The sequence below is a fragment of the Rhodococcus sp. 05-2255-3B1 genome, from assembly GCF_002258545.1.
Taxonomy (GTDB): Bacteria; Actinomycetota; Actinomycetes; order Mycobacteriales; family Mycobacteriaceae; genus Rhodococcoides.
This window is the reverse complement of record NZ_NOZC01000031.1, coordinates 314,384-336,315: the sequence shown is the minus strand read 5'-3', so window position 1 is coordinate 336,315 and position 21,932 is coordinate 314,384. Positions and strand designations below refer to the sequence as shown.

Here is a 21,932-nt window from a genome sequence, read left to right as displayed (position 1 = left end):
GGTGGTGATGCTCTACGACGAGGGTGGATCCGGCCGTTCGATTCTGCTGCTGCACGGGCTGATGGGCAGCGCCGCCACCTGGCGGCGGCAGGTTCCGTGGCTTCGAGAATTCGGGCATGTGCACTCCTACGATGCGCCGGGGCATCGTCGTCCTGCGCCGACCGAGCTCACGACCGAGTTCTTCGTGGCCGACCTGCTCGAGCATCTCGAGGCATTGGGTCCCAGTGTGTTGATCGGCCATTCGATGGGCGCACTGCACGGTTGGTGTGCCGCCGCCGAGCGCCCCGACCTGGTTTCCGCCATGGTGGTCGAGGACATCTCTCCGGATTTCAGGGGACGGACCGCCGATGATTGGGCAGCGATGATGCGGGCGTGGCCGCAACCCTTTCCCGACGCCGATGCGGTGCTGGCGTTCTTCGGAGATGTTGCGGGACAATACTTTCTGGATTCCTTCGTGCGAAGTGACGATGGCTGGCACCTGCACGGTGAGGTGGACGTCTTCGAGGCGATCTCGCAGGAGTGGGGGACTCGACACTTCTGGGACGAGTGGGATGCCGTCGACGCTCCGGTGTTGCTGATCGAAGGTGAACACACCATCACCCCGGCCGGTCAGATGCAGCGAATGCACTCGGGCAAGCCCGGATCGGCGTACGTGCGGATCGAGAAGGCGGCGCACCTGATTCACGACGAGGCACCCGAGGGGTATCGCACGGCGGTGCAGGAGTTCCTGCGCGCACTAGGATGATCCGAATGCCGCTCGCGAAGCTCAACGGAATCGACCTCAACTACGACGTCACCGGCGACGGTCCGCTGGTGGTGTTGGTGATGGGTACCGGTAGCCCGGGACGCGTGTGGCGAACCCATCAGGTTCCGGTGCTGGTGAAGCAGGGGTATCGGGTGGTGACCTTCGACAATCGGGGTATCGCACCGTCTTCCGAGTGCGCGAGCGGAATGACGCTCGACGATCTGGTCGCCGACACCGCTGCCCTCATCGAACACCTCGGTGGCGGGCCTGCACGCGTCGTGGGCACCTCGATGGGAGCGCGCGTGACGCAGGAACTGGCCTTGGCCCGGCCGGATCTGGTGTCGCATGCAGTGATGATGGCCACCTTCGGCAAGACCACCACTTTTCGTGCGCAGATGTCGAAGGGTGAGAAGGATCTTCACGACGCCGGGGTCGAACTCCCCGCGTCGTATCGGGCGGCGATGACTGCGATGCAGAACTTTTCGCCGAAGACCCTCGCCGACGACTCGGCGATCGGTGATTGGCTGGCGATCCTCGAATACTCCGGTGGCAGAAAGACTGCGGGTATGCGTGCGCAGATCGGACTCGAAATGCGTTCAGGGACGGACCGATTGGCGGCGTACCGGGCGATCAGGGCGAAATCTCTGGTGATCGGATTCGCCGACGATCGCATGATTCCGGTGCAGCAGTGCCGCGACGTCGCCGCCGCGATACCCGGTGCGCAGTACATCGAAATCGCCGACACCGGTCACTTCGGATACCTCGAACGCCCCGATGCGGTCAATGCTGCGCTGGTGGAGTTCCTGGCGTCCTAGCCGTCCGAACCCTCGCCCGCGAGGGCGAACAATCCCGATTCGGTTTGTTCGATCAAGCCGTCGGTCAGCAATGAATCGAGAGCTCGATCGCGTTGGGCCGGGTCGGAAGGCCAGACGATGTCGAGTTGGGCGCGCTCGACCGGTCCGGTGCTCTCGCGCAGCACCGACATGAGCTTGCCGCGCACCTGACGATCCGTCCCCGCGAACTTCTGGACCTTCTTGGCCGGGCCGGTGTGCGCGGGCCTGCCTGCCTCGATCCAGGCGCACTCCGGCAGTGGGCACAGCAGGCAGGCCGGATTCTTGGCTGTACAGATCAGTGCGCCCAGTTCCATCAACGCCGCCGAGTAGCGGGCGGCGCGCGGGACGCTCTCGGGGAGCAGCTGTTCGACGTCGGCCAGATCCCGCGAGGTCGAGGGATTTCCGGGCTCGGCATTGCCGTGCATCGCACGCGCGACGACGCGTCGAACATTGGTGTCCACCACAGGAACTCGCTGACCGTAGGCGAAAGTCGCGACCGCCCTTGCGGTGTATGCGCCGATGCCCGGCAGACCCAACAGAGTCTCGACGTCGGTGGGCACCTCGTCGCCGTACTCTTGCACGAGCACCCGGGAGCACTCGTGCAACCGCAGTGCTCGACGCGGATAGCCCAACTTGCCCCACGCGCGGAGCACTTCGGCCTGCGAGGACGCGGCCATCGCCGACGGCACCGGCCAACGCTGCACCCACTGCTCCCAGATGGGCGCGACCCGCACCACCGGCGTCTGCTGCAGCATGATCTCGCTCATCAGGATCTGCCACGCGCTGACGCCGGGCCTTCGCCACGGCAGGTCGCGTCCGTCGGTGTCGAACCACCCGAGCAGTGCGTCGGCATCGATCGGCAAGTGGTCGCCCTTCTCGTCGTGTCTGTGATCGGTCCCAACAGTAGTCAACCCGACTCGCCGGTAACTCGATCCACGTGCACAATGAAACCCATGCCTGCTTCGAATCCGATCGCTGCCTGGAAGTCACTCAAGGAAGGCAACCAACGGTTTGTCTCCGGAGAGGTCCTGCACCCGTCGCAGGGTATCGAGGATCGCGCCCGCCTCGAGAGCGCTCAGCATCCCGGTGCCATCCTCTTCGGCTGCGCGGACTCGCGTGTTGCTGCAGAGATCATCTTCGATCAGGGCCTCGGTGACATGTTCGTGGTGCGCACGGCAGGCCATGTCGTCGACTCTGCGGTTCTGGGCTCGATCGAGTACGGCGTCGCGGTGCTGAAGGCGCCGCTGATCGTGGTGCTCGGCCACGATCATTGCGGTGCAGTCAAGGCGACCGTCGACGCCCTCGAGAGTGGCGACGTACCCGGTGGCTACATCCGCGACGTCGTCGAACGCGTCACCCCGTCGGTGCTCTCGGCCCGCCGTGACGGCTACCATGCCGTCGACGAGTTCGAGGCCCGCCACGTCGAGGAAACCGGAAATCTGCTGATGCAGCGTTCCCGAATCGTCGCCGAGAAGGTCGAAGCCGGAGAGCTCGCGATCGTCGGGCTCACCTACCAACTGTCGAAGGGTCATGCGCAGTTGCGTGAGGTGATCGGCGACATCGGCGAAATACCAGCCTGAACCACTCCGATCCCATCTCGGTGAGTTCGCTGACGCGACACGCCGCGTGGGCTCAGGGATAGCGTGGCCTCGGCCGCATACGGTTGATTCGTGTTGGAACCGACCGGGCCTTTGCCTCCCGAAATCTACTGGCGACGCCGTGCGCTCGCCATCGGTGCGGCCGTTGTCGTCCTCGGATTGATCGTGTGGTTCATCGCCTCGCTCAGTGGCGGTTCCGACGACACCGAGGCCGCTCCTGCAGGTGTCGTTGCGGCTCCGGCGACGTCCTCGGCTCTGCCGTCACCCAGCTCCTCTGCCTCCGATGCGGATTCCGCCGGTGCAGGTGGCTCCGGTGGCGGTTCGGGTGGATCAGGTGGTTCCGGCGGCTCGGGTGGAGCCACCGACTCCGCTGCCGGTGGTGGCGCAGCTGCGACCACCAGCGGCGCGCCGGCTCCGGTGATCGCCAATCAGTGCTCGGATCAGTCGCTCGCGATCAAGGTGACGCCGGAGCAGGCCACCTACCGGCTGGGCGAAGAGCCCGTGTTCACCGTGGTCATCACCAACATCGGCTCCACCGAATGTCAGCGCGACGTCGGTGCCGGTCTGCAGCAGGCGCTCGTCTACACCCTCGACAATCAGCGCATCTGGTCCAACATCGACTGCTTCCCCAACGCTGCTTCGGATCTGCGCACCTTCAAGCCCGGCGAACAGGCCGGCTTCACCGTCAAGTGGTCGGGTACCAATTCGGTTCCCGGCTGCGGCGAAGAGCGCATCCCGGTCGGCGTCGGTGCCTACCAGGCGATCGCCCAGCTCGGCGAGCTCAAGAGCGCGCCGGAGCCGTTCAACATCACCGGCTGAGTACGGTCGACTCTCATGACCACCTCGACAGCACTCGCCCGAGCGGCCTACAAGACGCTCGAACCCTTCCACGTCACCGCGTACTTCAATCCCGAACTGGGATCGGCGTACGAGGACACCGGCCTCGACGGGCACGCCTGGTACGTCGGAGCTCGGGCTGCTCCGATGGGTCCGTGCGCGCCGAGTGTCGTCGCTGCTGCGTTCTACAACTTCAATCCGGTACTGATCGAGCGTGCGTGGCCTGCCGCCGTGGCCGTCGGACTGGAGACGGTGTCCGATCGTCGGTGGGCCCTGCTCGACTCCGTTCTCGGCACGGCTCTCGGCTCCCTGGCGGACGACCCTGCGCTCACCGAGTTGGCTGGGCGTCTGGGCGATATCGGCGACACCGCCTCGTTCGCGGGTCGACCGCTCGCCGCGGCGTGGCACTCCGCCGCTCGACCGGAGGTACCGCATCTGGCCCTCTGGCACTCGATCACCGTCCTGCGCGAATGGCGCGGTGACGGCCACCTCGCCGCGCTGATCGACGCAGAACTCGACCCAACGGAGGCGGCCGTCTTCCACGAGGCCGACCGGCCGAACCCGCAGCCCGGCCGTCGGGCGCTCGGCAAGCGCATCACGCAGCTCACCCGGGAATGGTCCGAGAGCGAATGGGGTTCTGCCGCAGAACGACTCGCGGCCCGTGGACTGCTCACCGTCTCCGCCGAGGGCGAGACGTTGACCGATGACGGCGTCGCGCTCGATCAGCACATCGAGGATCGCACCGACATCATGGCGTCGGCCGTGTGGAGAGACGTCCCCGATGCCGAGGAGTTGATCACGAGCGCACGACCGTACGTGAAGGCCGTGATCGATGCAGGTTTCCTGCCTGGGACGAAGAAGAAGGCGTCCTAGTCGTACGGTCCCGAGATCGAGGCCTCGGCCAATCTGGAGAGGCCTTCGCGGATGTGACGGGCCCACAGTCCACCTATGCCGTCCACGGATTGCAGGTCGGCCGAGGTGGCCGCGAGTAGCCCCTGGAGGGTGCCGAACGCGCCGACGAGTCGGTGAATCTGGCTGAACTGCAACCGCGGAACTCGGGTGAGCACCCGGTACCCACGGGGGCTCATCGGGGTGTCGAGGGCCTCGATGGTCGCGGGATATCCGAAGGCTCGGGCCAGCGTCGTCAGATCCAGCAGATCGACGTCGGTCAGCTTGTCCAGTGCGGCGAGTGCCTTCTCGACTCCGGTGGTGCTCGACGGTTCGTTCCCGGCGAGGTAGTCACGGACGATCAGTTGGCGATCGACGTCGTTGTCGCCCAACAACTCTTCGAGCTGGAGCGCGAGTTGCCTGCCGTCGGTGCCGAGTTCCAGGACGTTCTGTTCGATCTCCACCGACACTCGCCGCACCATCTCGAGGCGCTGCGCGACGGTCAGGGCATCGCGCAGGGTCACGAAGTCCTCGATCTCGACGACAGAGAGTTGACGAGTGTTGTCGTCGAGCCTGGCCTTGTAGCGCTCGAGGGTCGCGACGGCCTGATTGGCGCGCGAGAGGATGGTGGCCGAGCCCTCCACGACGTGCCTGACGCCGCCGATGTAGACGCTGACGATGCTCATCGACTGGCTCACCGAGACGACGGGATAGCCGGTTTGCATGGCGGTTCGCTCGGCGGCGCGGTGCCGGGTGCCGGATTCGACGGTGGGGATCTTGTGGTCCGGTACGAGCTGCACATTGGCCCGGACGATTCGTTTGCCGTCGGTCGAAAGTACTACTGCGCCATCCATTTTCGACAGCTCGCGAAGTCTGGTCGGCGCGAACTCGACATCGAGCTCGAATCCGCCGTCGCAGATGGCCTCGACCTCGTCGTCGTATCCGAGGACGATCAGGCCGCCGGTGCGGCCGCGCAGAATTCGCTCGAGACCGTCGCGCAGGGCGGTTCCCGGTGCGAGCCGGGCGATGGTCTCGCGCAACGCTGGGGACGGCGTGGTGCCCTCCATGGCCAACCCCCTCGTGTCGTCTCGGCGTGCGGCGTGGTTGCTGCCCGTGCGGGCGATGCATGTCTGCGGATAAAGAGTACTGCGCAACTACGTGCAGGCAGCCCGACAAAGAATACTGCCCGGTGTCATACGGGCCGCATACGCGTGTAGGTCAACGCCTCGCCGACGTTGGTGACGGTCTTGACCTTGATGCCGTCCGGTATGGGGCCTGCGTCCTCGGGGACGATGGCGTAGTTGAAGCCCAACCGCGCGGCCTCGGCTAGACGGCGACCCAGTCCGGCGACGCGGCGCACCTCGCCTGCCAGCCCCACCTCGCCCAGAATCACCATGCCCGGGGGCAGCGGCTGATCGCGGACCGCCGACGCCACGGCCGCAGCCAGCGCGAGATCGGCGGACGGTTCGCTGGTGCGCATGCCGCCGACCGTCGCCGCATAGACCTCCGCCTTGGACACCTTGACCCCGCAGCGGCGTTCCAACACGGCCAGGATCATCGCCACGCGGGCGTGATCGAGCCCGCTGACCGCGCGCCGGGGCGACGGCATCGCGGTGTCCACGATCAGTGCTTGCAGCTCGGCCAACAGCGGCCGTTTGCCGTCCATCGTGACGGTGACGGCAGTGCCGGGCACGGCGTCGCCCCGATGATGCAGGAACAGCCCGGACGGATCACTGATGCCGACGATCCCGGTTTCGCGCAGCTCGAAGCAGCCGACCTCGTCGGATGCGCCGAACCGATTCTTGACGCCGCGGATCATCCGCAGAGTCGAGTGCTTGTCACCCTCGAAGTTGAGGACCACGTCGACGAGGTGCTCGAGCGAGCGCGGACCTGCCACCGCGCCCTCCTTCGTGACGTGCCCGACGAGCAGCACCGCAACCCCGGTCGTCTTGGCCAGCGTGGTCAGCGCGCTCGTGATGGCGCGAACCTGCGTGACACCGCCGATGACGCCGTCGACGTCCGCGGCGAGCATCGTCTGCACGGAATCGACGATCAGCAGGCTCGGCTCGACCTGCTCGACGTGGCCGAAGACGGTGGCGAGGTCGGACTCGGCGGCGAGGAAGACGCGCTCGTGTACCGCGCCGGTCCGATCGGCACGCAACCTCACCTGACCCGCCGACTCCTCGCCCGTGACGTAGAGCGCTCGACGATCGGGCGCCGATCGGGCCCACCGATGCACCACCTCCAGCAACAGCGTCGACTTGCCGACTCCGGGCTCGCCGGCGAGGAGCACGACCGAACCGGGGACGAGGCCGCCACCCAGAACACGATCGAACTCGTCGATTCCGGTGGTGTTGGCCTGCGAGGTGGCACTGCTGATTGTCGTCAGAGCTGCAGCGGGCGTGGTGGGAATCATGGCCCCACCGCCCGAACGAAGGGCCGATGCGCCTGCGCGTGTGGCGAGCGGAGCAGCGGTGGCCTGGACTTCGTCCATCGAGCCCCAGTCACCGCACTCGGGGCAGCGACCGACCCATTTGGAGACCGAGTGACGGCACGCGGAGCAGCGGTAGCTCGACTTCAGTTTGACCACGCCGCGAGCCTAACGATGGGCACCGACAGGGTCGGGGCGGCGGCTACTCGCCTTCGCTGTGCTCGGTCACCGCGGACTCGTCGCGCTCGAGCTCGTGGCCGGCATCGACGGGAACGTTGACGACGACCTCGCCCGCGTTGGCGAACTCGAACGCGACCGGCAAGGTCAGGCCCGGCCGAACGTTCTCGGAGATGTCTGCCATCTCGACCTTGATCAGCTGGATCGGCAGCAGCGGATCGTCGAGCTGAACGTCCGCGGGCGTACCTGCGCCGAGCGCGGTCAGCGGAGCGATCTCGGTGCTGCCCGATTCCGCCTCGTCGACGATGGTGACCTCGGCCTCGGGGGAGGAGATGCCGGTCAGCTCGTCGGCCACACCCGGGTTGGAGTTGATGGCCGTGAAACCGAGCTCGACGGTGCCGCCGGGCTCGATGCTGTACTCCTGCGAATCGGGGTACACCACGTGCACGTTGCGCAGCTGGATGTCGCCGACGTCGACGGAGTTGCCGTTGACCGCGGCGACCTGAGTGGCCGTCTGGGAGATCTGACCTGCGCCGCACGCGGTGAGGGCGAGCGCGCCACCGGCGAGAAGAGCGAGGGCAGCGGCCGTCCTGCGATGGCGGCCAAGCGGTGTCGCAGCGTCGAATGCAGTCACTTCGGTCGTCCTCCATGTGGTGCCGGGCCGGCTCGGTCCATCTCGTCCACTAGGGAGAGTAGTAGTTCTCGTCCGCCGGCCGCTCGTGGGGTCTGCCGGTGGCCCGATGACGCCAGGTGAGGGTGCCTGCCGAGTGTGAGGACGGCGCAGTGACGCACGTGAAAATGTGGCCCCGGATACACGTTGATCGGTCTGTGTCAACCCCTGATTCGGCACCACTATGCCCCTGACCTGCACCGTTGATATGAGCCGTGGTATTCTGGGTAAATCGAAAGGGGCACTTGTCACATGATTTTCAAGGTCGGAGACACCGTCGTTTACCCCCATCACGGAGCGGCGCTGATCGAAGCGATAGAGACACGCACCATCAAGGGTGAACCGAGAGAGTATCTGGTTCTCAAGGTCGCGCAAGGCGACCTCACCGTTCGAGTTCCCGCGGACAACGCAGAATACGTAGGCGTTCGCGACGTCGTCGGGCAAGAAGGTCTCGACAAAGTCTTCCAGGTGCTTCGCGCGCCGCACACCGAAGAGCCCACCAACTGGTCGCGCCGCTACAAGGCCAACTTGGAGAAGCTCGCGTCCGGTGACGTGAACAAGGTTGCCGAGGTCGTCCGTGATCTCTGGCGACGTGAGCAGGACCGCGGCCTGTCGGCAGGCGAGAAGCGCATGCTCGCCAAGGCGCGTCAGATCCTGGTCGGCGAGCTCGCACTTGCCGAGGGAACGGATCAGGCCAAGGCCGACACCATGCTCGACGAAGTTCTCGCTACAGCTTCCTAGAGTGAACGGTACTTCAGGCGACGTGGTCGCCCTGGTACCCGCAGCAGGCAAAGGCCTTCGGCTCGGACACGACGAGCCGAAGGCATTCGTCTGTCTGGGCACCGATTCTCTCCTGACACGGTCCGTGGACGGTCTTCGGGCCTCGGGGGCCGTCGATCGCATCGTCGTCATCGTGCCGGCCGATCTGCTCGACGCGGCCCGTCGTCATGTCGGCGACGATGTCGTCGTCGTGGCCGGAGGGCTCGAGCGCACCGATTCGGTGCGCGCCGGTCTGGCCGCTGTCGGCGATGCGGCCGTCGTACTCGTCCACGACGCAGCCCGTGCCCTCACCCCACCGACGCTGATCGCCCGCGTCGTGGCCGAGGTGCGGGCCGGACGCTCCGCCGTCATCCCCGTCCTCCCGGTCGTCGACACCATCAAGGAAGTCGACATCATGGGCGCGGTGGTCGGTACCCCGGACCGCGCGAGTCTGCGCTCGGTGCAGACTCCGCAGGGATTCGACGCCGACGTCCTGCGCCGGGCGTACGACGCCGCATCCGACATCTCCACCGACGACGCGGGCCTCGTCGAGCGCATCGGCGAGACGGTGCACTCCATCGTCGGCGACGCACTCGCGTTCAAGATCACCACTCCACACGACCTACTACTGGCACAGGCCCTGCTGTGAGAGGCGCGCTATGAGAGTCGGCATCGGAACCGACGTCCATCCCATCGCTCCCGGTCGGCCCTGTTGGCTGGCGGGTTTGCTGTTCACCGATGCGGACGGACTCGACGGGCATTCCGACGGCGACGTGGCCTCGCACGCCCTGTGCGACGCATTGCTGTCCGCGGCGGGGCTGGGTGATCTCGGATCGGTGTTCGGGACCGGGCGTCCGGAATGGGACGGGGTCAGTGGAGCCGCCATGTTGACCGAGGTCAAGCGGCTGCTCGACGAGGACGGTTTCGCGATCGGCAACGCTGCGGTGCAGATCATCGGCAATCGGCCCAAGATCGGACCGCGCCGTGTCGAGGCTCAGGAAGTTCTTTCGCGGGTGCTCGGTGCGCCGGTATCGGTGTCTGCGACCACCACCGACGGGCTGGGGTTGACCGGTCGTGGTGAAGGAATCGCGGCCATCGCGACCGCACTTGTCATGACGAGGTAAAACCACCGGTAGCATTGCTGGTCGTGACCCTTCGCCTGCATGACACCGAGACGAGGGCCCTGCGGGAATTCACCCCCTTGGTCCCTGGCCATGTATCGGTGTACCTGTGTGGGGCGACGGTGCAGGGCGAACCGCATATCGGCCACGTGCGCAGCGGCGTCGCCTTCGACGTACTGCGCCGCTGGTTGCTGGCGCACGATTACGACGTGGCGTTCGTACGCAACGTCACCGACATCGACGACAAGATCCTCAACAAGGCACGCGATGCCGGCCGTCCGTGGTGGGAGTGGGCTGCTACCTACGAGCGATCCTTCACGTGGGCGTACGACCGGCTCGGGGTGCTGCCGCCGTCGGCGGAGCCGCGCGCGACCGGGCACATCACCCAGATGGTGCAGATGATCGAGCGCCTGATCGAACGCGGCCACGCCTACGCCGATTCGTGCGGTGACGTCTACTTCGACGTGCAGAGCTTCCCGAGCTACGGCGCACTGTCCGGGCACAAGCTCGACGACGTGCACCAGGGTGAGAGCGTCGCCGAGGGCAAGCGTGATCCCCGCGACTTCACGCTGTGGAAGGGCGCGAAGCCCGGCGAGCCGTCGTGGCCGACGCCGTGGGGTCCCGGCCGCCCGGGCTGGCATCTCGAATGCTCGGCGATGGCAGAGAACTACCTCGGCTCGGAGTTCGACATTCATTGCGGCGGCCTCGATCTGGTGTTCCCGCACCACGAGAACGAGCGGGCGCAGTCCATGGCGGCCGGTGACGGCTTCTCGCAGTACTGGCTGCACAACGGGTGGGTGACGATGGGCGGGGAGAAGATGTCGAAGTCTCTCGGCAACGTTCTCTCGGTACCGAACGTACTCGAGAGGGTTCGGCCGCAAGAGCTTCGGTTCTACCTCGGTGGTGCGCACTATCGGTCGATGCTCGAGTACTCCGACACCGCTCTCGAGACCGCCGCCGTGACGTACCGGGGAATCGAAGGGTTCGTCCGTCGAGCCGTCGAACGTGCCGGTGAGGTACCGATGGGCAAGTGGACCGCCGGGTTCGCCGAGGCCCTCGACGACGACCTCGGAGTTCCCAAGGCGTTGGCCGAGATTCACGCCACCGTCACACTCGGCAACACCGCACTCGAGTCCGGCGATCTAACGGCTGCGGCGGAGTACGCGGGCAGCGTGCGAGCGATGCTCGACATCCTCGGTGTCGATCCGCTCGATCCGCATTGGAGCCGCGACAGCGGTTCCGACTCGGCCGCCCTCGGCGCTCTCGGCGTGTTGGTCGAGGCCGAGCTGGAGCGTCGAGCATCGGCGAAGGCGGCCAAGGACTGGGCCACTGCCGACGACATACGGACACGACTGGCGAAGGCCGGAGTCGACGTGACAGATACACCCAACGGGCCCGAATGGTCGCTGGGTACGAGCAAGACCGACGAAGCAGGTTTGTGATGGCAGGCAATTCGAGTAGGCGCGGCGCGATCCGCAAGGACGGCACCAAGAAGGGGCAGGTCGCCGGTTCCGGCGGCAAGCGTCGTAAGGGCCTCGAGGGTCGTGGGGCGACGCCTCCCGCCTCCGAGCGCACCAAGCATCCCGCCGCGCGTCGGGCCAAGCTCGCCGAGAAGTCCGCGCAGAATCGTGGCGGCAGCACCGGTGGCCGCGCGGGTGGCAGGCCGGCCGGACGCAAGGCCGAAGACGGTCCCGAGGTGGTATTGGGCCGCAACCCGGTCGTGGAGTGCCTGCGGGCAGGCGTGCCCGCCACCGCACTGTGGGTTGCCGTCGGTACCGACAGCGACGATCGCCTCAAGGAAGCCGTGCAGCGCGCAGGCGATGCGCGGATCTCCATCCTCGAAGTTCCTCGCTCGGATCTGGACAAGCTCAGCGCCAACGGATTGCACCAGGGCCTGGCCCTGCAGGTGCCGCCGTACCGCTACGCGCACCCCGACGATCTGATCTCGAACGCGCGCACGCACCAGGAGCCGGCTCTGCTCGTGGCTCTCGACAACATCACCGACCCGCGCAACCTCGGTGCCGTCGTGCGTTCGGTGGCCGCTTTCGGCGGTCACGGCGTGGTGATTCCGCAGCGGCGCAGCGCGAGCGTGTCGGCAGTGGCATGGCGAACCAGTGCCGGTGCCGCAGCTCGCCTGCCCATCGCGCGAGCAGTGAATCTGACTCGCACACTGAAGGATTGGCAGTCCAAGGGTGTCACCGTCGTCGGTCTCGACGCGGGCGGCGACACCGAACTCGACACCTTCGACGGTAAGGGGCCGGTCGTCATCGTCGTCGGTTCCGAGGGCAAGGGCCTGTCGCGTCTTGTCAGCGAGACCTGCGATCACATTCTGTCGATCCCGATGGCGGGGCCGGTGGAATCGCTCAACGCGTCCGTCGCCGCAGGCGTCGTGCTGGCCGACATAGCTCGGCAACGCCGCGGGTAGACCTAGGTTCTGATGCGGGCGGCGGTGTCGTGCATCGCCGGGATCACGGTCTGGACCATGTCGGTGTCGGTGTAATTCCTCGCGTGCAGTGACGTGTTCAGCGCGGCCACGACGGTGCCGTTGCTGTTCCGCAAAGGCACTGCAGCAGCACGCATTCCGACATCCAGTTCGTCGACCACCTCGGACCACCCGGCTGCGCGCACTCGGTCGATCTCGGCACGCAGTGCGTCTCGATCGACGAGCGTGCGCGGGGTGAGGGCTTCGATGGGCGCGTCGGCGAAGTAACGCTCCAGCTCGCTCTCGGGCAGCGCTGCGAGCAGCACTCGACCCGAAGACGTTGCGTGCGCGGGGAATCGAGTGCCCAATGTGATGACGACCCGCAGCATGCGCGACGACGGAACGCGCGCGACGTAGACGATGTCGAATCCGTCGAGGATCGCCACCGAAGTCGTTTCGCCCAATTGTCGTGCGAGCGTTTCGATGTGGGGTTCGGCCAGACGCGGCAGGTCCATTCCGGACAGGAACGTGAAGCCCAGGTTCATCACTCGTGGGGTGAGGGTGAACCGACGGCCGTCCTGGCGGACGAATCCCAGTTCGGCCAGCGTCAGCAGCAGTCGGCGGGCCGTAGCTCGTGTGACTCCGACGGCCCCGGCGACCTCGGTCAGAGTGCGGGCGGGATGTGCGTCGTCGAAGCACTGCAGCACGCTCAGGCCTCGTTCGAGTGACTGCACGAACCAGGCGGGGCGTTGGTCGTCGGGGGCGATCTCGGCCGTCATGGTTCGAGTCTGCCTCATCGCCCTGATCGCGCTGCATCACACCGCTCCGTGCTTGTGGTCTTGACCACAAGAGCTGCCTCTGGTTACAGTTGTGCGAATAACAAACAACTGTGCGCTATGCGCACAAAATCGAAGGGCCGACAAGTGAACGTTGACGTCGCAGTCGCGGACGGATCCAGAGCACGGAAAGCTGCCATCGGCAGCTTCGTCGGTGCCGTGGTCGAGTGGTACGACTTCCTGCTGTACGGCATCATCGCCGCGCTGGTGTTCAACTCCCAGTTCTTTCCGAGCGTCTCGCCCGCAGTGGGCGTGATGGCCGCGTTCGCGACCTTCGGTGTCGGTTTCCTCTTCCGGCCCCTCGGCGGAATTTTCTTCGGCCACTTCGGTGACCGCCTCGGACGCAAGCGGATGCTGATCTGGACCATGTTGCTGATGGGCGTCGCAACGGCCCTGATCGGTCTGGTTCCCAACTTCGAGTCCATCGGCTGGTTCGCGCCGCTGCTGCTGGTGCTGCTGCGCGCGATCCAGGGCTTCGCCGTCGGCGGCGAATGGGGCGGAGCATCGCTGATGGCCGTCGAGAGTGCGCCGGCGAAGAAGAAGGCGTTCTACAGCAGTGGCGTCCAGGTCGGCTACTCCGTCGGCCTCATCCTCGCCACCGGCGCGGTCACCATCATGAGCAACCTGCTCAGCGACGACGCCTTCACCAGCTGGGGCTGGCGCGTACCGTTCCTGGCCAGCGCGGTGCTCGTACTGTTCGGCCTGTGGATCCGATCCGGTGTCGAGGAATCGCCCGTGTTCGAGCAGGCAGTCGAGGAGAGCGGTGAGAAAAAGAAGCTGCCGGTCATCCAGGCGATCACCGAGCACCCCGGTTCGTTCCTCAAGATCATCGCGCTGCGCATGGCCGAGCTGTTCACCATGTACATCGTCACCACCTTCGCACTCAGCTACACCGTCAACGAACTGGGCTACGAGCGCCAGTTCATGCTCAACGTCGCGCTGCTGGTCGGTGCCATCGGCATCCTGAGCATCCCGGCCTACGCGGCGGTCGCCGACCGCTTCGGCCGCAAGCCGATCTTCGTCACCGGTGCCGTCGTGGGCGCACTGGCTGCCGTGCCGTTCTTCCTCTCCCTGCAAGCGGCCTCGGTGGTCGCCATCGTGATCCTCGCCGTCATCCTGGTCAACGTCTCGCACGACATGGTGGTCTCGGTGCAGCAGCCCCTGTTCACCGAGATGTTCGGCCCGGAACTGCGCTACAGCGGTGCCGGTGTGGGCTATCAGGTCGCCAGCGCGATCGCAGGTGGCTTCACCCCGTTCATCGCGGCCGCTCTGGTGAGCTGGAACGACGGCTCCTGGCACTACGTCGCGGCGTACCTGGCCCTGGGATGCATCATCTCGGCCGTGGTCGCAGCGCTGATGAAGAACATGGGTTCCTCCGACGTCACGTCCGTCTCCGTACAGGCTCCTGCAGCAGAAGGTGTTGTTGCAGAGCGTGTCTCGAAGTCGGTATGAGCTCGCTGACCCTGGTCGGTTCGCACGCGTCCACCGCGATGTCACCCGCGCTGTGGACGCGTGCGTTCGAGATCGCCGAGGTCTCGTCCAGTTACGACGCCTGGGAGGTCGTCGACGCCGCCGGCCTACCCGACGTGGAGAAGGCTCTCCGGGGCGGCCGCACCGATGCTGCGAACGTGACGATGCCATGGAAGCACTGGGCCGCAACGGTTGCCGACGAGGCCGATCCGGATGTGACGGTCTCGGGGGTGGCAAATCTGCTGTTCCTGCGTTCGGGTGCGCTGTTCGCCATGAACACCGACATCGCGGCGGTCCGAGCCGCGACCGCGGGACGTACCTTCGGATCGGTACTTCTGCTCGGAGCCGGTGGTGCCGCGCATGCTGCGGCATTCGCCTTGCACGCCCGCATCGACAGGCTGGTGGTCTCGGATGTCGACCGTCGTGCAGCGGCGGCTCTCGTCGCCGAACTCGACGGGTACGACGGTTCCGTCGCGGTCGTCGACTGGTCGGATCGAGCAGTGGATCTGGGCTCCTACGACCTGGTGATCAATGCGACGCCCATCGGACGAGACGGCTCGGAGGATCAGCTCGCCTGGGGCACAGGTGAACTGGCACCGACGGCAACGGTGTACGACTTCGTCTACGCCGACATGCGCAACGCCGCCGAGGCCTACGCCGCCGATCGAGACATCGAGCTGATCGACGGATGGACGCACCTGTTCCACCAGGCCGATGCCATGGTTCGTCCGCTCGGACTGCCCGACCGGATGTCCGATGCATTGCGACGCAGCATCCGTGAAATCTGTCCCGCCGCTGCCGGAATCAACCGATAGCGCGGAAGCGCACCCGAGTGCCGGGAGTCAACTGCGCGGCCACGGACACGTCGGCTGCGGTCACGACGGCGATTACCGGATATCCGCCTGTGACGGGATGGTCGGCGAGAAACAGCACGGGCTTCCCTGACGGGGGAACCTGCAGAGACCCGAGAACCATTCCCTCACTGGATAATTCACCGTCGATTGCGCGGGCCAGGGGCTCGGATCCGTCGAGCCTGATCCCGACGCGATCGGTGTCCGGTGTGACCGTCCACGGCTGCTGCACCAGCGTCTTCGAGGCGTGCTCGGTGAACCAGCCGTCACGCGGCCCGAACCTCACGTGCAATGTCTCGTGGAGCGTGGGCGGCGGCACGAAATCTGCAGCAGGCCATTCGGCACTGCCGTTGCCGACGTTCAGAACATCGCCGGGAGAGAGAGGGGCCGGGCCGATGCCGGACATCGTGTCCGTCGACCGACTGCCCAGGACTGCCGGAACGTCGATCCCACCCCGTACGGCAACGTAGCTGCGCAGACCCCATGTGGGCGCGGACAATTCCAGTGTCTGTCCGGCTCTGAGGGTGATGGTCGAGAACAGTCCCTGCTCTGTGCCGTCCACGCGGCAGTTCACCTGCGCCCCGGTGACGGCCACGAGAGCGTCGAACTCGGCGCGTAGTTTCAGGCCACCGAAGGTCACTTCCAGTGTGGCGGCGTCGGAGTCGTTGCCCACCAACCGGTTCGCGGCATCGTGCGAGAGTCGGTCTGCGGCACCCGAGCGACCGACGCCGATCGACGCGAATCCGGGTCGTCCGCGATCCTGGACGGTGCACAGTGGTCCCGTCTGCAGAACGGTCAGGGCTCTCATGCCTGCTCGAATCGGACGATGGTGCCGGGCCGCAGCAGCGCGGGTGGATCGCGGTCGAGATCCCACAACCGAGCGTCGGTGCGTCCGATCAGTTGCCACCCGCCGGGGGAGGAGCGCGGATAGATGCCCGAGAACTCACCCGCCAGGCCCACCGAACCGGCCGGAATGCTGGTGCGCGGCGACGTGCGCCGCGGAACATGCAGTCGTGCGTCGGTGCCGACGAGATAGCCGAAGCCGGGTGCGAAGCCGCCGAACGCAACGGTCCACGTCTGATCGACATGGGCGGCAACGACGTCGGCGGTGGACAGGCCGGCCAGTCGGGCAACCTCGTCGAGATCCTCGCCGTCGTAGACCACCGAGATCGTCACGGTGTCGGACCGGTCGTCGGTGGTCGTGACTGCGGGTTCGGTGGCCGCGATCCAGTTCAGAACCGGCTGCTTCGGCCCGTCGAACATCACCAGGACCGTGCGTGCGGCTGGTACCAGATCCACGACCGCCGCGGGTGGGTCGGCCGTCAGAGAGCGGTAGTACGCCATCGTCTCGTCCAGCCCGTCGAATTCGACCAGCAGTGCGTCCTCACCGGCCGGGTGAATCCTCATCGGACAAATGCGGAGATGTCGATACCGTTGACGCGCAACAGGTTCGATACGGCCGCGGCCATCGCGACCGCGCCGGGGGAGTCGCCGTGCAGACAGATCGACTCCGCCGCGACATCGATGCGCGTGCCGTCGACAGCCAGGGTCGTGCCGTCGGTGATCATGGTCAACACGCGCTGGGCAACGGCGTCGGGATCGGACAGTACGGCACCGGGTTCCGAGCGCGAGACGAGCGCCCCCTGCGGGGTGTAGGCGCGGTCGGCGAAAGCCTCTGCGACAGTGCGCAGTCCGGCTCGTTCGGCTTCCTCGAGGAACACCGAGCCGGGCAGGCCGAGCACCGGCAGCGTGGGGTCGTAGGCGAGAACGGCGTCGACCACGGCCTTTGCCTGGCCGCGGTGGTGCACGATCGCGTTGTACAGCGCACCGTGCGGTTTGACGTAGGCGACGGCCGAACCGGAGGCTCGAGCGAGGCCGTCGAGTGCGCCGATCTGATAGATCACGTCGGCGTTCAGGTCGGCGGGGGAGACGTCGAGAAAGCGCCTGCCGAACCCGGCGAGGTCGTGGTAGCCCACCTGCGCTCCGATTCGTACCGCCGCTGTCGCGGCCGAGCGGCACGTCCGCAGCAGAGTGGTGGGATCACCGGCATGGAAGCCGCACGCAACGTTGGCGCTCGAGACCAGGGCGAGCATCGCGTCGTCGTCGCCGAGAGTCCACGCACCGTAGCTCTCGCCGAGATCGGCGTTGAGGTCGATGGACACCCTCGACATCCTAGGCGGCGACCAGTCGTCCGGAATTGGCCTTGCGGGTTCCGCCGATCGCGCGGCACACGAGGTAGATCACGAAGGAGATGGTGGTGACGAACGTCGAGACCGGCAGGCCGGGAGCAAGGGAGAGCAGGATGCCGCCGACGGCGGCGATCTCGGCGAAGACGATGGACAGCAGCGTCGCCTTCAGCGGGCTTGCCGTCACCCGTGCGGCGGCAGCGGCCGGGGTGATGAGCAGCGAGAGCACCAGCAGCGCGCCGACGATCTGCACACCGAGCGCACAGGCGACACCGACGAGCACGGCGAACACCACCGAGAGTGCGCGGACGGGGACGCCGCGGGCCAGCGCCACCTCGGGGTCGGTGCTGGCGAACAGCAGCGGACGGTAGACCACGGTGAGGACGATCAACACCAGGACCGCGCACACCAGCAGGAGCTGAATACCGCTCTGTCCGACGCCGACGATCTGGCCGATGAGCAGCGAGAAGCTGGTGCCGGTTCGGCCCGGGTAGAGCCAGATGAACAGCACCGACAGGCCGAGACCGAAGGACATGATCACGCCGATGACCGAGTCGCGGTCGCGGGCCTTGCTGCCGAGCAGGGCGAACATGACCGCCGCGACCACGGACCCGACGATGGCTCCGAGGCCGACGGTGATGCCGACGAGCAGTGCCGCGGAGGCACCGGTGAGCGAGAGTTCACTCGATCCGTGCACCGCGAACGCCCACTGGCGGCTGACGATCAGCGGACCGAGTGCGCCTGCGAGCAATCCGAGGATCGCGGCGGCGAGCAGTGCCTGCTGGACGAAGTCGTAGGTCAGCAGATTTGCGGTGGTATCGAAGTCGAGCATCTTCGAGAATGCGTCGAGAACCTTCTCGTTCATGCCTTGTCTTCTCTGTCGTGCGGCACGGGTGGATGGTGGGCTCCTGCCGAGCCGAGCGCGTCGATCGAGTCGCCGGTGCCGACGACGATGAGCCGGCCGCGAACTTTCAGTACCTCGACTTCGGTGCCGTACAGCTCGGAGAGCACCTCGGTGGTCATGACTTCCTCCGGCGTTCCGATACGGAACCGGCCGTCGACGATGTAGACGATGCGATCGACGAGCGGCAGGATCGGGTTGATCTCGTGGGTCACGAACAGAACTGCGGTGTCGTGCTCCCGTCGTCGACGATCGATGAGGCTCGAGACCAGAGATTGGTTGGCGAGGTCGAGGCTGAGCAGGGGTTCGTCGCACAGCAGGACCGACGGATCGCCGACGAGTGCCTGGGCGATACGCAGCCGCTGCTGTTCACCGCCGGACATCGAGCCGACCGGCGCTCCGGCGAAGGAGTTGGCGTCGACCTGATCGATCGCGCGCTGCACCGTCTCCTTGCGCTGCCGCATGCCGCGCAGGCCCATGCCCCACCGATGACCGTCCCAGCCGAGCCCGACGAGATCGCGTCCGCGCAGGGGGAGATCGTCGTCGATGTTTCGTTGCTGGGGCACGTAGCCGACGCCCGACTGGCCGCGACGGACGGGATTGCCGTCGATCGCGGCCGTGCCGGATGTGAGGTGATTCTGACCGAGCAGCACCTTCAGCAGAGACGTCTTGCCCGATCCGTTGGGGCCGAGAACGGCGACGAACTCGCCCTTCTCGACCGTCAGGTCCAGGTTCTGCCACAGCGTGCGCTCGCCGAACGCCAGTCCGGCATCGCGCAGTTCTACAGCAGGCATGTACTACAGCTTTCCATCAGCCGGTCCGAGATCAGGAGTCGGATCGGCTCAAGGGGCCGTTGCGAGGGCGGCCTGCAGATCCGTCGCTGCCTTGGTCTGCCACTCGATGTACGTCATCCCGGCGGGCAGAGTCTCGGTGACCTCGACGACGGGGATGCCCGCGGCCTCGCTCGTGGAGCGAATATCCTGCGTCACAGCATCTTCGGTCTGGATGTTGTAGATCAGAGCGCGGACGGACTTCGAGGTGAACAGATCACGCGTCGCGGCGATCGAAGCGGGCGACGGGTCGTTGCCCTCCTCGATGGAGTCCTTGAAGTCCTCGGGAGTGCGATCGTCGAGTTCGGATTCCTCGATCAGGTAGTGCGCGATCGGCTCGGTCTGCGCCACCGGTGCGCCCGGGTGATCGGCGGCGATCTTCGCCGTCACGTCGGTGATGCCGTGTACCTGCTCGTGGAACGTTTCGGCGTTGGCGGTGTACTGGGCAGCGTTGTCGGGGTCGAGCTGACCGAGCTTGTCGGCGATCTCCTCGGCGGTGTGCGCTGCGACCTCGGCGTTGTACCAAACGTGTTCGTTGACCTCGCCGTGCGAATGGCCGTGATCGTCCGCTGCCGCTGCCTCTGCCTCTGCCTCTGCTTCGGCCGTCGCGTCGCCGGAGGTGGGCTCGGACTCGTGATCGTGGCTCTCGTCGAGCAGGGTGTACGCATCGACCGACGGCACGTCCTTGCCCTCGGATCCGAGGATGTCCTCGATGAACTGGTCGTAGCCGCCGCCGTTGTAGACCACGAGCGACGCCTCGGCGACGGCAGCGGCGTCGGCCGGGCTGGCCTCGTAGGAGTGCGGATCGGCTGAGGGATCGGAGATGAGCGAGGTCACTGTGGCCAGGTTGCCCGCCACTGCCTCCGCGACGCTTCCCCAGACGTTCGTCGACGCGACGATCGTGATCGGTCCGTCGACGGGGGTGGCCGGGGCAGACTCGGTGCTCGCGGAGTCGGTTGAGCTGCATGCGCTGAGCGTGAGGGCTGCGGCGCAGGTCAGGCCGAGTGCGGCCGTGAGTTTGGTCCGGGACGCGCGACGGATGGACGACATCGATGTACTCCTGAAGGGCAAGGCTTGACGCTAATGGAAACCGTTACCGTTGTACTCTAGCGTTCGATTGGCCTTTGTTCGAATCGGACGAAGGCGACCTCGAGTTTCTCTGCGATGCGTTGTGGGACTAACGTCCCGGTTATGGCCAGGTCGAGCGAACCACGACGTCAAGCGACGTTGGCGTCGATCGCAGCCGAGCTGAAGGTATCGCGCACCACCGTCTCGAACGCCTACAACCGACCCGATCAGCTTTCCCCCGAACTTCGCGAACGCGTCCTCCAGGCCGCCAAGCGCCGCGGCTACGCGGGCCCCGACCCGGTCGCGCGATCACTGCGCACCCGCAAGGCCGGCGCCATCGGACTGCTCCTCACCGAGGCGCTGAGCTACTCCTTCCGCGACCCCGCCGCGATGAGCTTCCTCGCCGGACTCGCCGAATCCTGCGAGGCCGCCGGACAGGGACTACTGCTCATCCCCGCCGGTGCCGAACGCGACGACGTGCAGGCCGCCGCCGTCGTGCAACAGGCCGGAGTCGACGGGTTCGTCGTCTACTCCGTCGCCGACGACGACCCGTACCTCGCTGCGGTTCGCGAACGTCATCTGCCGATCGTCGTCTGCGACCAACCCCGCAACATCCCCGAAGCCGCCCTCGTCGCCATCGACGACCGCGGCGCAATGAAAATGCTTGCCGCACATCTGATCTCACAGGGGCACGAGCACCTCGCCGTCCTGTGCATGCGGCTCGGACGCGACCGTCGCGACGGCGTCGTACCCCCGGGACGGTTGGCGGACAGTCACTTCCACGTCCAGCGTGAACGCATCGCCGGAGTCCAAGCCGCCATGATCGACGCCGGACTCGACCCGGACATCCTCACCGTCGTCGAACGCTTCGACCACACCGTGCGCTCCGGCCACTCCGCCGCCGCCCAAGCCCTCCAGGCAAACCGCGAAACCACCGCGCTGCTCTGCACCACCGACGTGATCGCCCTCGGCGCACTCAACTTCGCCAGAGTCTCCGGAATCGATGTGCCGAGCCAACTCTCGGTCACCGGATTCGACGGCATCTCCGACGCCATCCGCGAGAACCTCACCACCGTGCGCCAGGACGCCGAGGAAAAAGGCCGTCGAGCGGGCAAACTGGTGCTCTCGTCCTCGCACTCGGGCATCGTCGCCGCCGAAACCCTGCCGACCGAACTCTTCCGCGGCCGAACCGCTGGACCGCCGCCGGAACAACCGCCCGCTATCGCCTGACCTTCGCCGCCGCCGCTCGCTCCGCTCGCCTTCGCGTCAATGGACCACTGCACGCCTCAGACGTATGCAATGTGCCATT

At 66.4% G+C, this 21,932-nt stretch carries 24 protein-coding genes; 13 read left to right on the top strand and 11 right to left on the bottom strand.

The genetic code is table 11. The features are described 5' to 3' along the window. Window positions 1-7: 7 nt before the first annotated feature. Together CH249_RS19025 and CH249_RS19020 are read left to right on the top strand one after the other, a co-directional pair. Window positions 8-745 (top strand): alpha/beta fold hydrolase, encoded by a 738-nt coding sequence (locus CH249_RS19025; protein WP_094646744.1) that lies wholly within the window; start codon window positions 8-10, stop codon window positions 743-745. A 5-nt stretch (window positions 746-750) separates the two neighbouring features. Further along, complete coding sequence (locus CH249_RS19020) at window positions 751-1,560, top strand: alpha/beta fold hydrolase (RefSeq protein WP_094682003.1); 810 nt, start codon at window positions 751-753, stop codon at window positions 1,558-1,560. Here CH249_RS19020 and CH249_RS19015 read toward each other — a convergent pair. Next, window positions 1,557-2,441, bottom strand: coding sequence for an A/G-specific adenine glycosylase (locus tag CH249_RS19015; protein ID WP_094681981.1), 885 nt, complete (start codon window positions 2,439-2,441; stop codon window positions 1,557-1,559). The two genes, CH249_RS19020 and CH249_RS19015, sit on opposite strands and share 4 nt — an antisense overlap. 90 nt (window positions 2,442-2,531) lie before the next feature. Here CH249_RS19015 and CH249_RS19010 point away from each other — a divergent pair, with 90 nt between their 5' ends. The 3 genes from CH249_RS19010 (at window position 2,532) to CH249_RS19000 (ending at window position 4,886) form a co-directional block, all read left to right on the top strand. After that, window positions 2,532-3,158: a carbonic anhydrase gene (locus CH249_RS19010; RefSeq protein WP_032397417.1), complete on the top strand. Its 627-nt coding sequence runs from the start codon at window positions 2,532-2,534 to the stop codon at window positions 3,156-3,158. Between the two features lie 90 nt (window positions 3,159-3,248). Continuing rightward, entirely contained in the window at window positions 3,249-3,995 is a 747-nt protein-coding gene (locus tag CH249_RS19005; protein ID WP_094681980.1) for a hypothetical protein, read from the top strand. A 15-nt stretch (window positions 3,996-4,010) separates the two neighbouring features. Then, window positions 4,011-4,886, top strand: coding sequence for a hypothetical protein (locus tag CH249_RS19000; RefSeq protein WP_032397196.1), 876 nt, complete (start codon window positions 4,011-4,013; stop codon window positions 4,884-4,886). On the opposite strand, the gene disA is transcribed toward CH249_RS19000, so the two are convergent. The 3 genes from disA to CH249_RS18985 form a co-directional block, all read right to left on the bottom strand. Continuing rightward, a complete protein-coding gene (disA, locus tag CH249_RS18995; protein WP_032397195.1) occupies window positions 4,883-5,968 on the bottom strand; it encodes a DNA integrity scanning diadenylate cyclase DisA in 1,086 nt (361 codons plus the stop codon). The genes CH249_RS19000 and disA overlap by 4 nt on opposite strands. A gap of 125 nt (window positions 5,969-6,093) precedes the next feature. After that, window positions 6,094-7,491, bottom strand: coding sequence for a DNA repair protein RadA (gene radA, locus CH249_RS18990; protein ID WP_032397194.1), 1,398 nt, complete (start codon window positions 7,489-7,491; stop codon window positions 6,094-6,096). A gap of 43 nt (window positions 7,492-7,534) precedes the next feature. Further along, complete coding sequence (locus CH249_RS18985; RefSeq protein WP_094681979.1) at window positions 7,535-8,143, bottom strand: hypothetical protein; 609 nt, start codon at window positions 8,141-8,143, stop codon at window positions 7,535-7,537. Window positions 8,144-8,431: 288 nt separating this feature from the next. Between CH249_RS18985 and CH249_RS18980 the strand changes: the two genes are divergently transcribed. From CH249_RS18980 to rlmB, 5 genes are read left to right on the top strand one after another with little or no spacing between them, the layout of a single operon-like run. Beyond that, window positions 8,432-8,920, top strand: coding sequence for a CarD family transcriptional regulator (locus CH249_RS18980; protein WP_027494344.1), 489 nt, complete (start codon window positions 8,432-8,434; stop codon window positions 8,918-8,920). A 1-nt stretch (window position 8,921) separates the two neighbouring features. Further along, the gene (gene ispD / locus CH249_RS18975) at window positions 8,922-9,587 is read left to right on the top strand and encodes a 2-C-methyl-D-erythritol 4-phosphate cytidylyltransferase (RefSeq protein WP_094646750.1); all 666 of its coding nucleotides are present in this window, start codon (window positions 8,922-8,924) and stop codon (window positions 9,585-9,587) included. Window positions 9,588-9,597: 10 nt separating this feature from the next. Beyond that, a complete protein-coding gene (ispF, locus tag CH249_RS18970; RefSeq protein ID WP_032397191.1) occupies window positions 9,598-10,062 on the top strand; it encodes a 2-C-methyl-D-erythritol 2,4-cyclodiphosphate synthase in 465 nt (154 codons plus the stop codon). 23 nt (window positions 10,063-10,085) lie between these two features. Then, a complete protein-coding gene (cysS, locus tag CH249_RS18965) occupies window positions 10,086-11,501 on the top strand; it encodes a cysteine--tRNA ligase (RefSeq protein WP_045200901.1) in 1,416 nt (471 codons plus the stop codon). Next, entirely contained in the window at window positions 11,501-12,484 is a 984-nt protein-coding gene (gene rlmB / locus CH249_RS18960; RefSeq protein WP_032397190.1) for a 23S rRNA (guanosine(2251)-2'-O)-methyltransferase RlmB, read from the top strand. The genes cysS and rlmB overlap by 1 nt, the downstream gene beginning before the upstream one ends. A 2-nt stretch (window positions 12,485-12,486) precedes the next feature. Here rlmB and CH249_RS18955 read toward each other — a convergent pair whose 3' ends face one another. After that, a complete protein-coding gene (locus tag CH249_RS18955; protein WP_052050010.1) occupies window positions 12,487-13,260 on the bottom strand; it encodes an IclR family transcriptional regulator C-terminal domain-containing protein in 774 nt (257 codons plus the stop codon). 144 nt (window positions 13,261-13,404) lie between these two features. On the opposite strand from CH249_RS18955, the gene shiA reads away from it, so the two are divergent. After that, window positions 13,405-14,769 (top strand): shikimate transporter, encoded by a 1,365-nt coding sequence (gene shiA, locus CH249_RS18950; protein WP_230596973.1) that lies wholly within the window; start codon window positions 13,405-13,407, stop codon window positions 14,767-14,769. Then, window positions 14,766-15,602 (top strand): shikimate dehydrogenase, encoded by an 837-nt coding sequence (locus CH249_RS18945; RefSeq protein WP_094646751.1) that lies wholly within the window; start codon window positions 14,766-14,768, stop codon window positions 15,600-15,602. The genes shiA and CH249_RS18945 overlap by 4 nt, the downstream gene beginning before the upstream one ends. Here CH249_RS18945 and CH249_RS18940 read toward each other — a convergent pair. Genes CH249_RS18940 through CH249_RS18915 form a run of 6 tightly spaced genes read right to left on the bottom strand, consistent with a single transcriptional unit; the run spans window position 15,592 to window position 20,605 of the window. Then, on the bottom strand, window positions 15,592-16,446 hold the full coding sequence (locus CH249_RS18940; protein WP_094646752.1) for a biotin-dependent carboxyltransferase family protein: 855 nt from the start codon (window positions 16,444-16,446) through the stop codon (window positions 15,592-15,594). The genes CH249_RS18945 and CH249_RS18940 overlap by 11 nt on opposite strands. Next, on the bottom strand, window positions 16,443-17,045 hold the full coding sequence (pxpB, locus tag CH249_RS18935; RefSeq protein ID WP_094681978.1) for a 5-oxoprolinase subunit PxpB: 603 nt from the start codon (window positions 17,043-17,045) through the stop codon (window positions 16,443-16,445). Before pxpB ends, CH249_RS18940 begins: the two co-directional genes overlap by 4 nt. After that, window positions 17,042-17,809 carry a LamB/YcsF family protein gene (locus CH249_RS18930; protein WP_094681977.1) on the bottom strand — a complete coding sequence of 256 codons (768 nt, stop codon included), beginning with the start codon at window positions 17,807-17,809 and terminating at the stop codon, window positions 17,042-17,044. Before CH249_RS18930 ends, pxpB begins: the two co-directional genes overlap by 4 nt. Before the next feature lies 1 nt (window position 17,810). Further along, window positions 17,811-18,689: a metal ABC transporter permease gene (locus tag CH249_RS18925; RefSeq protein ID WP_032397186.1), complete on the bottom strand. Its 879-nt coding sequence runs from the start codon at window positions 18,687-18,689 to the stop codon at window positions 17,811-17,813. Beyond that, entirely contained in the window at window positions 18,686-19,519 is an 834-nt protein-coding gene (locus CH249_RS18920; RefSeq protein ID WP_032397185.1) for a metal ABC transporter ATP-binding protein, read from the bottom strand. The genes CH249_RS18925 and CH249_RS18920 overlap by 4 nt, the downstream gene beginning before the upstream one ends. A 48-nt stretch (window positions 19,520-19,567) precedes the next feature. Beyond that, window positions 19,568-20,605 (bottom strand): metal ABC transporter solute-binding protein, Zn/Mn family, encoded by a 1,038-nt coding sequence (locus tag CH249_RS18915; RefSeq protein ID WP_094681976.1) that lies wholly within the window; start codon window positions 20,603-20,605, stop codon window positions 19,568-19,570. 141 nt (window positions 20,606-20,746) lie between these two features. Between CH249_RS18915 and CH249_RS18910 the strand changes: the two genes are divergently transcribed. Beyond that, a complete protein-coding gene (locus CH249_RS18910) occupies window positions 20,747-21,853 on the top strand; it encodes a LacI family DNA-binding transcriptional regulator (RefSeq protein ID WP_032397184.1) in 1,107 nt (368 codons plus the stop codon). The last annotated feature ends 79 nt before the right edge of the window (window positions 21,854-21,932 follow it).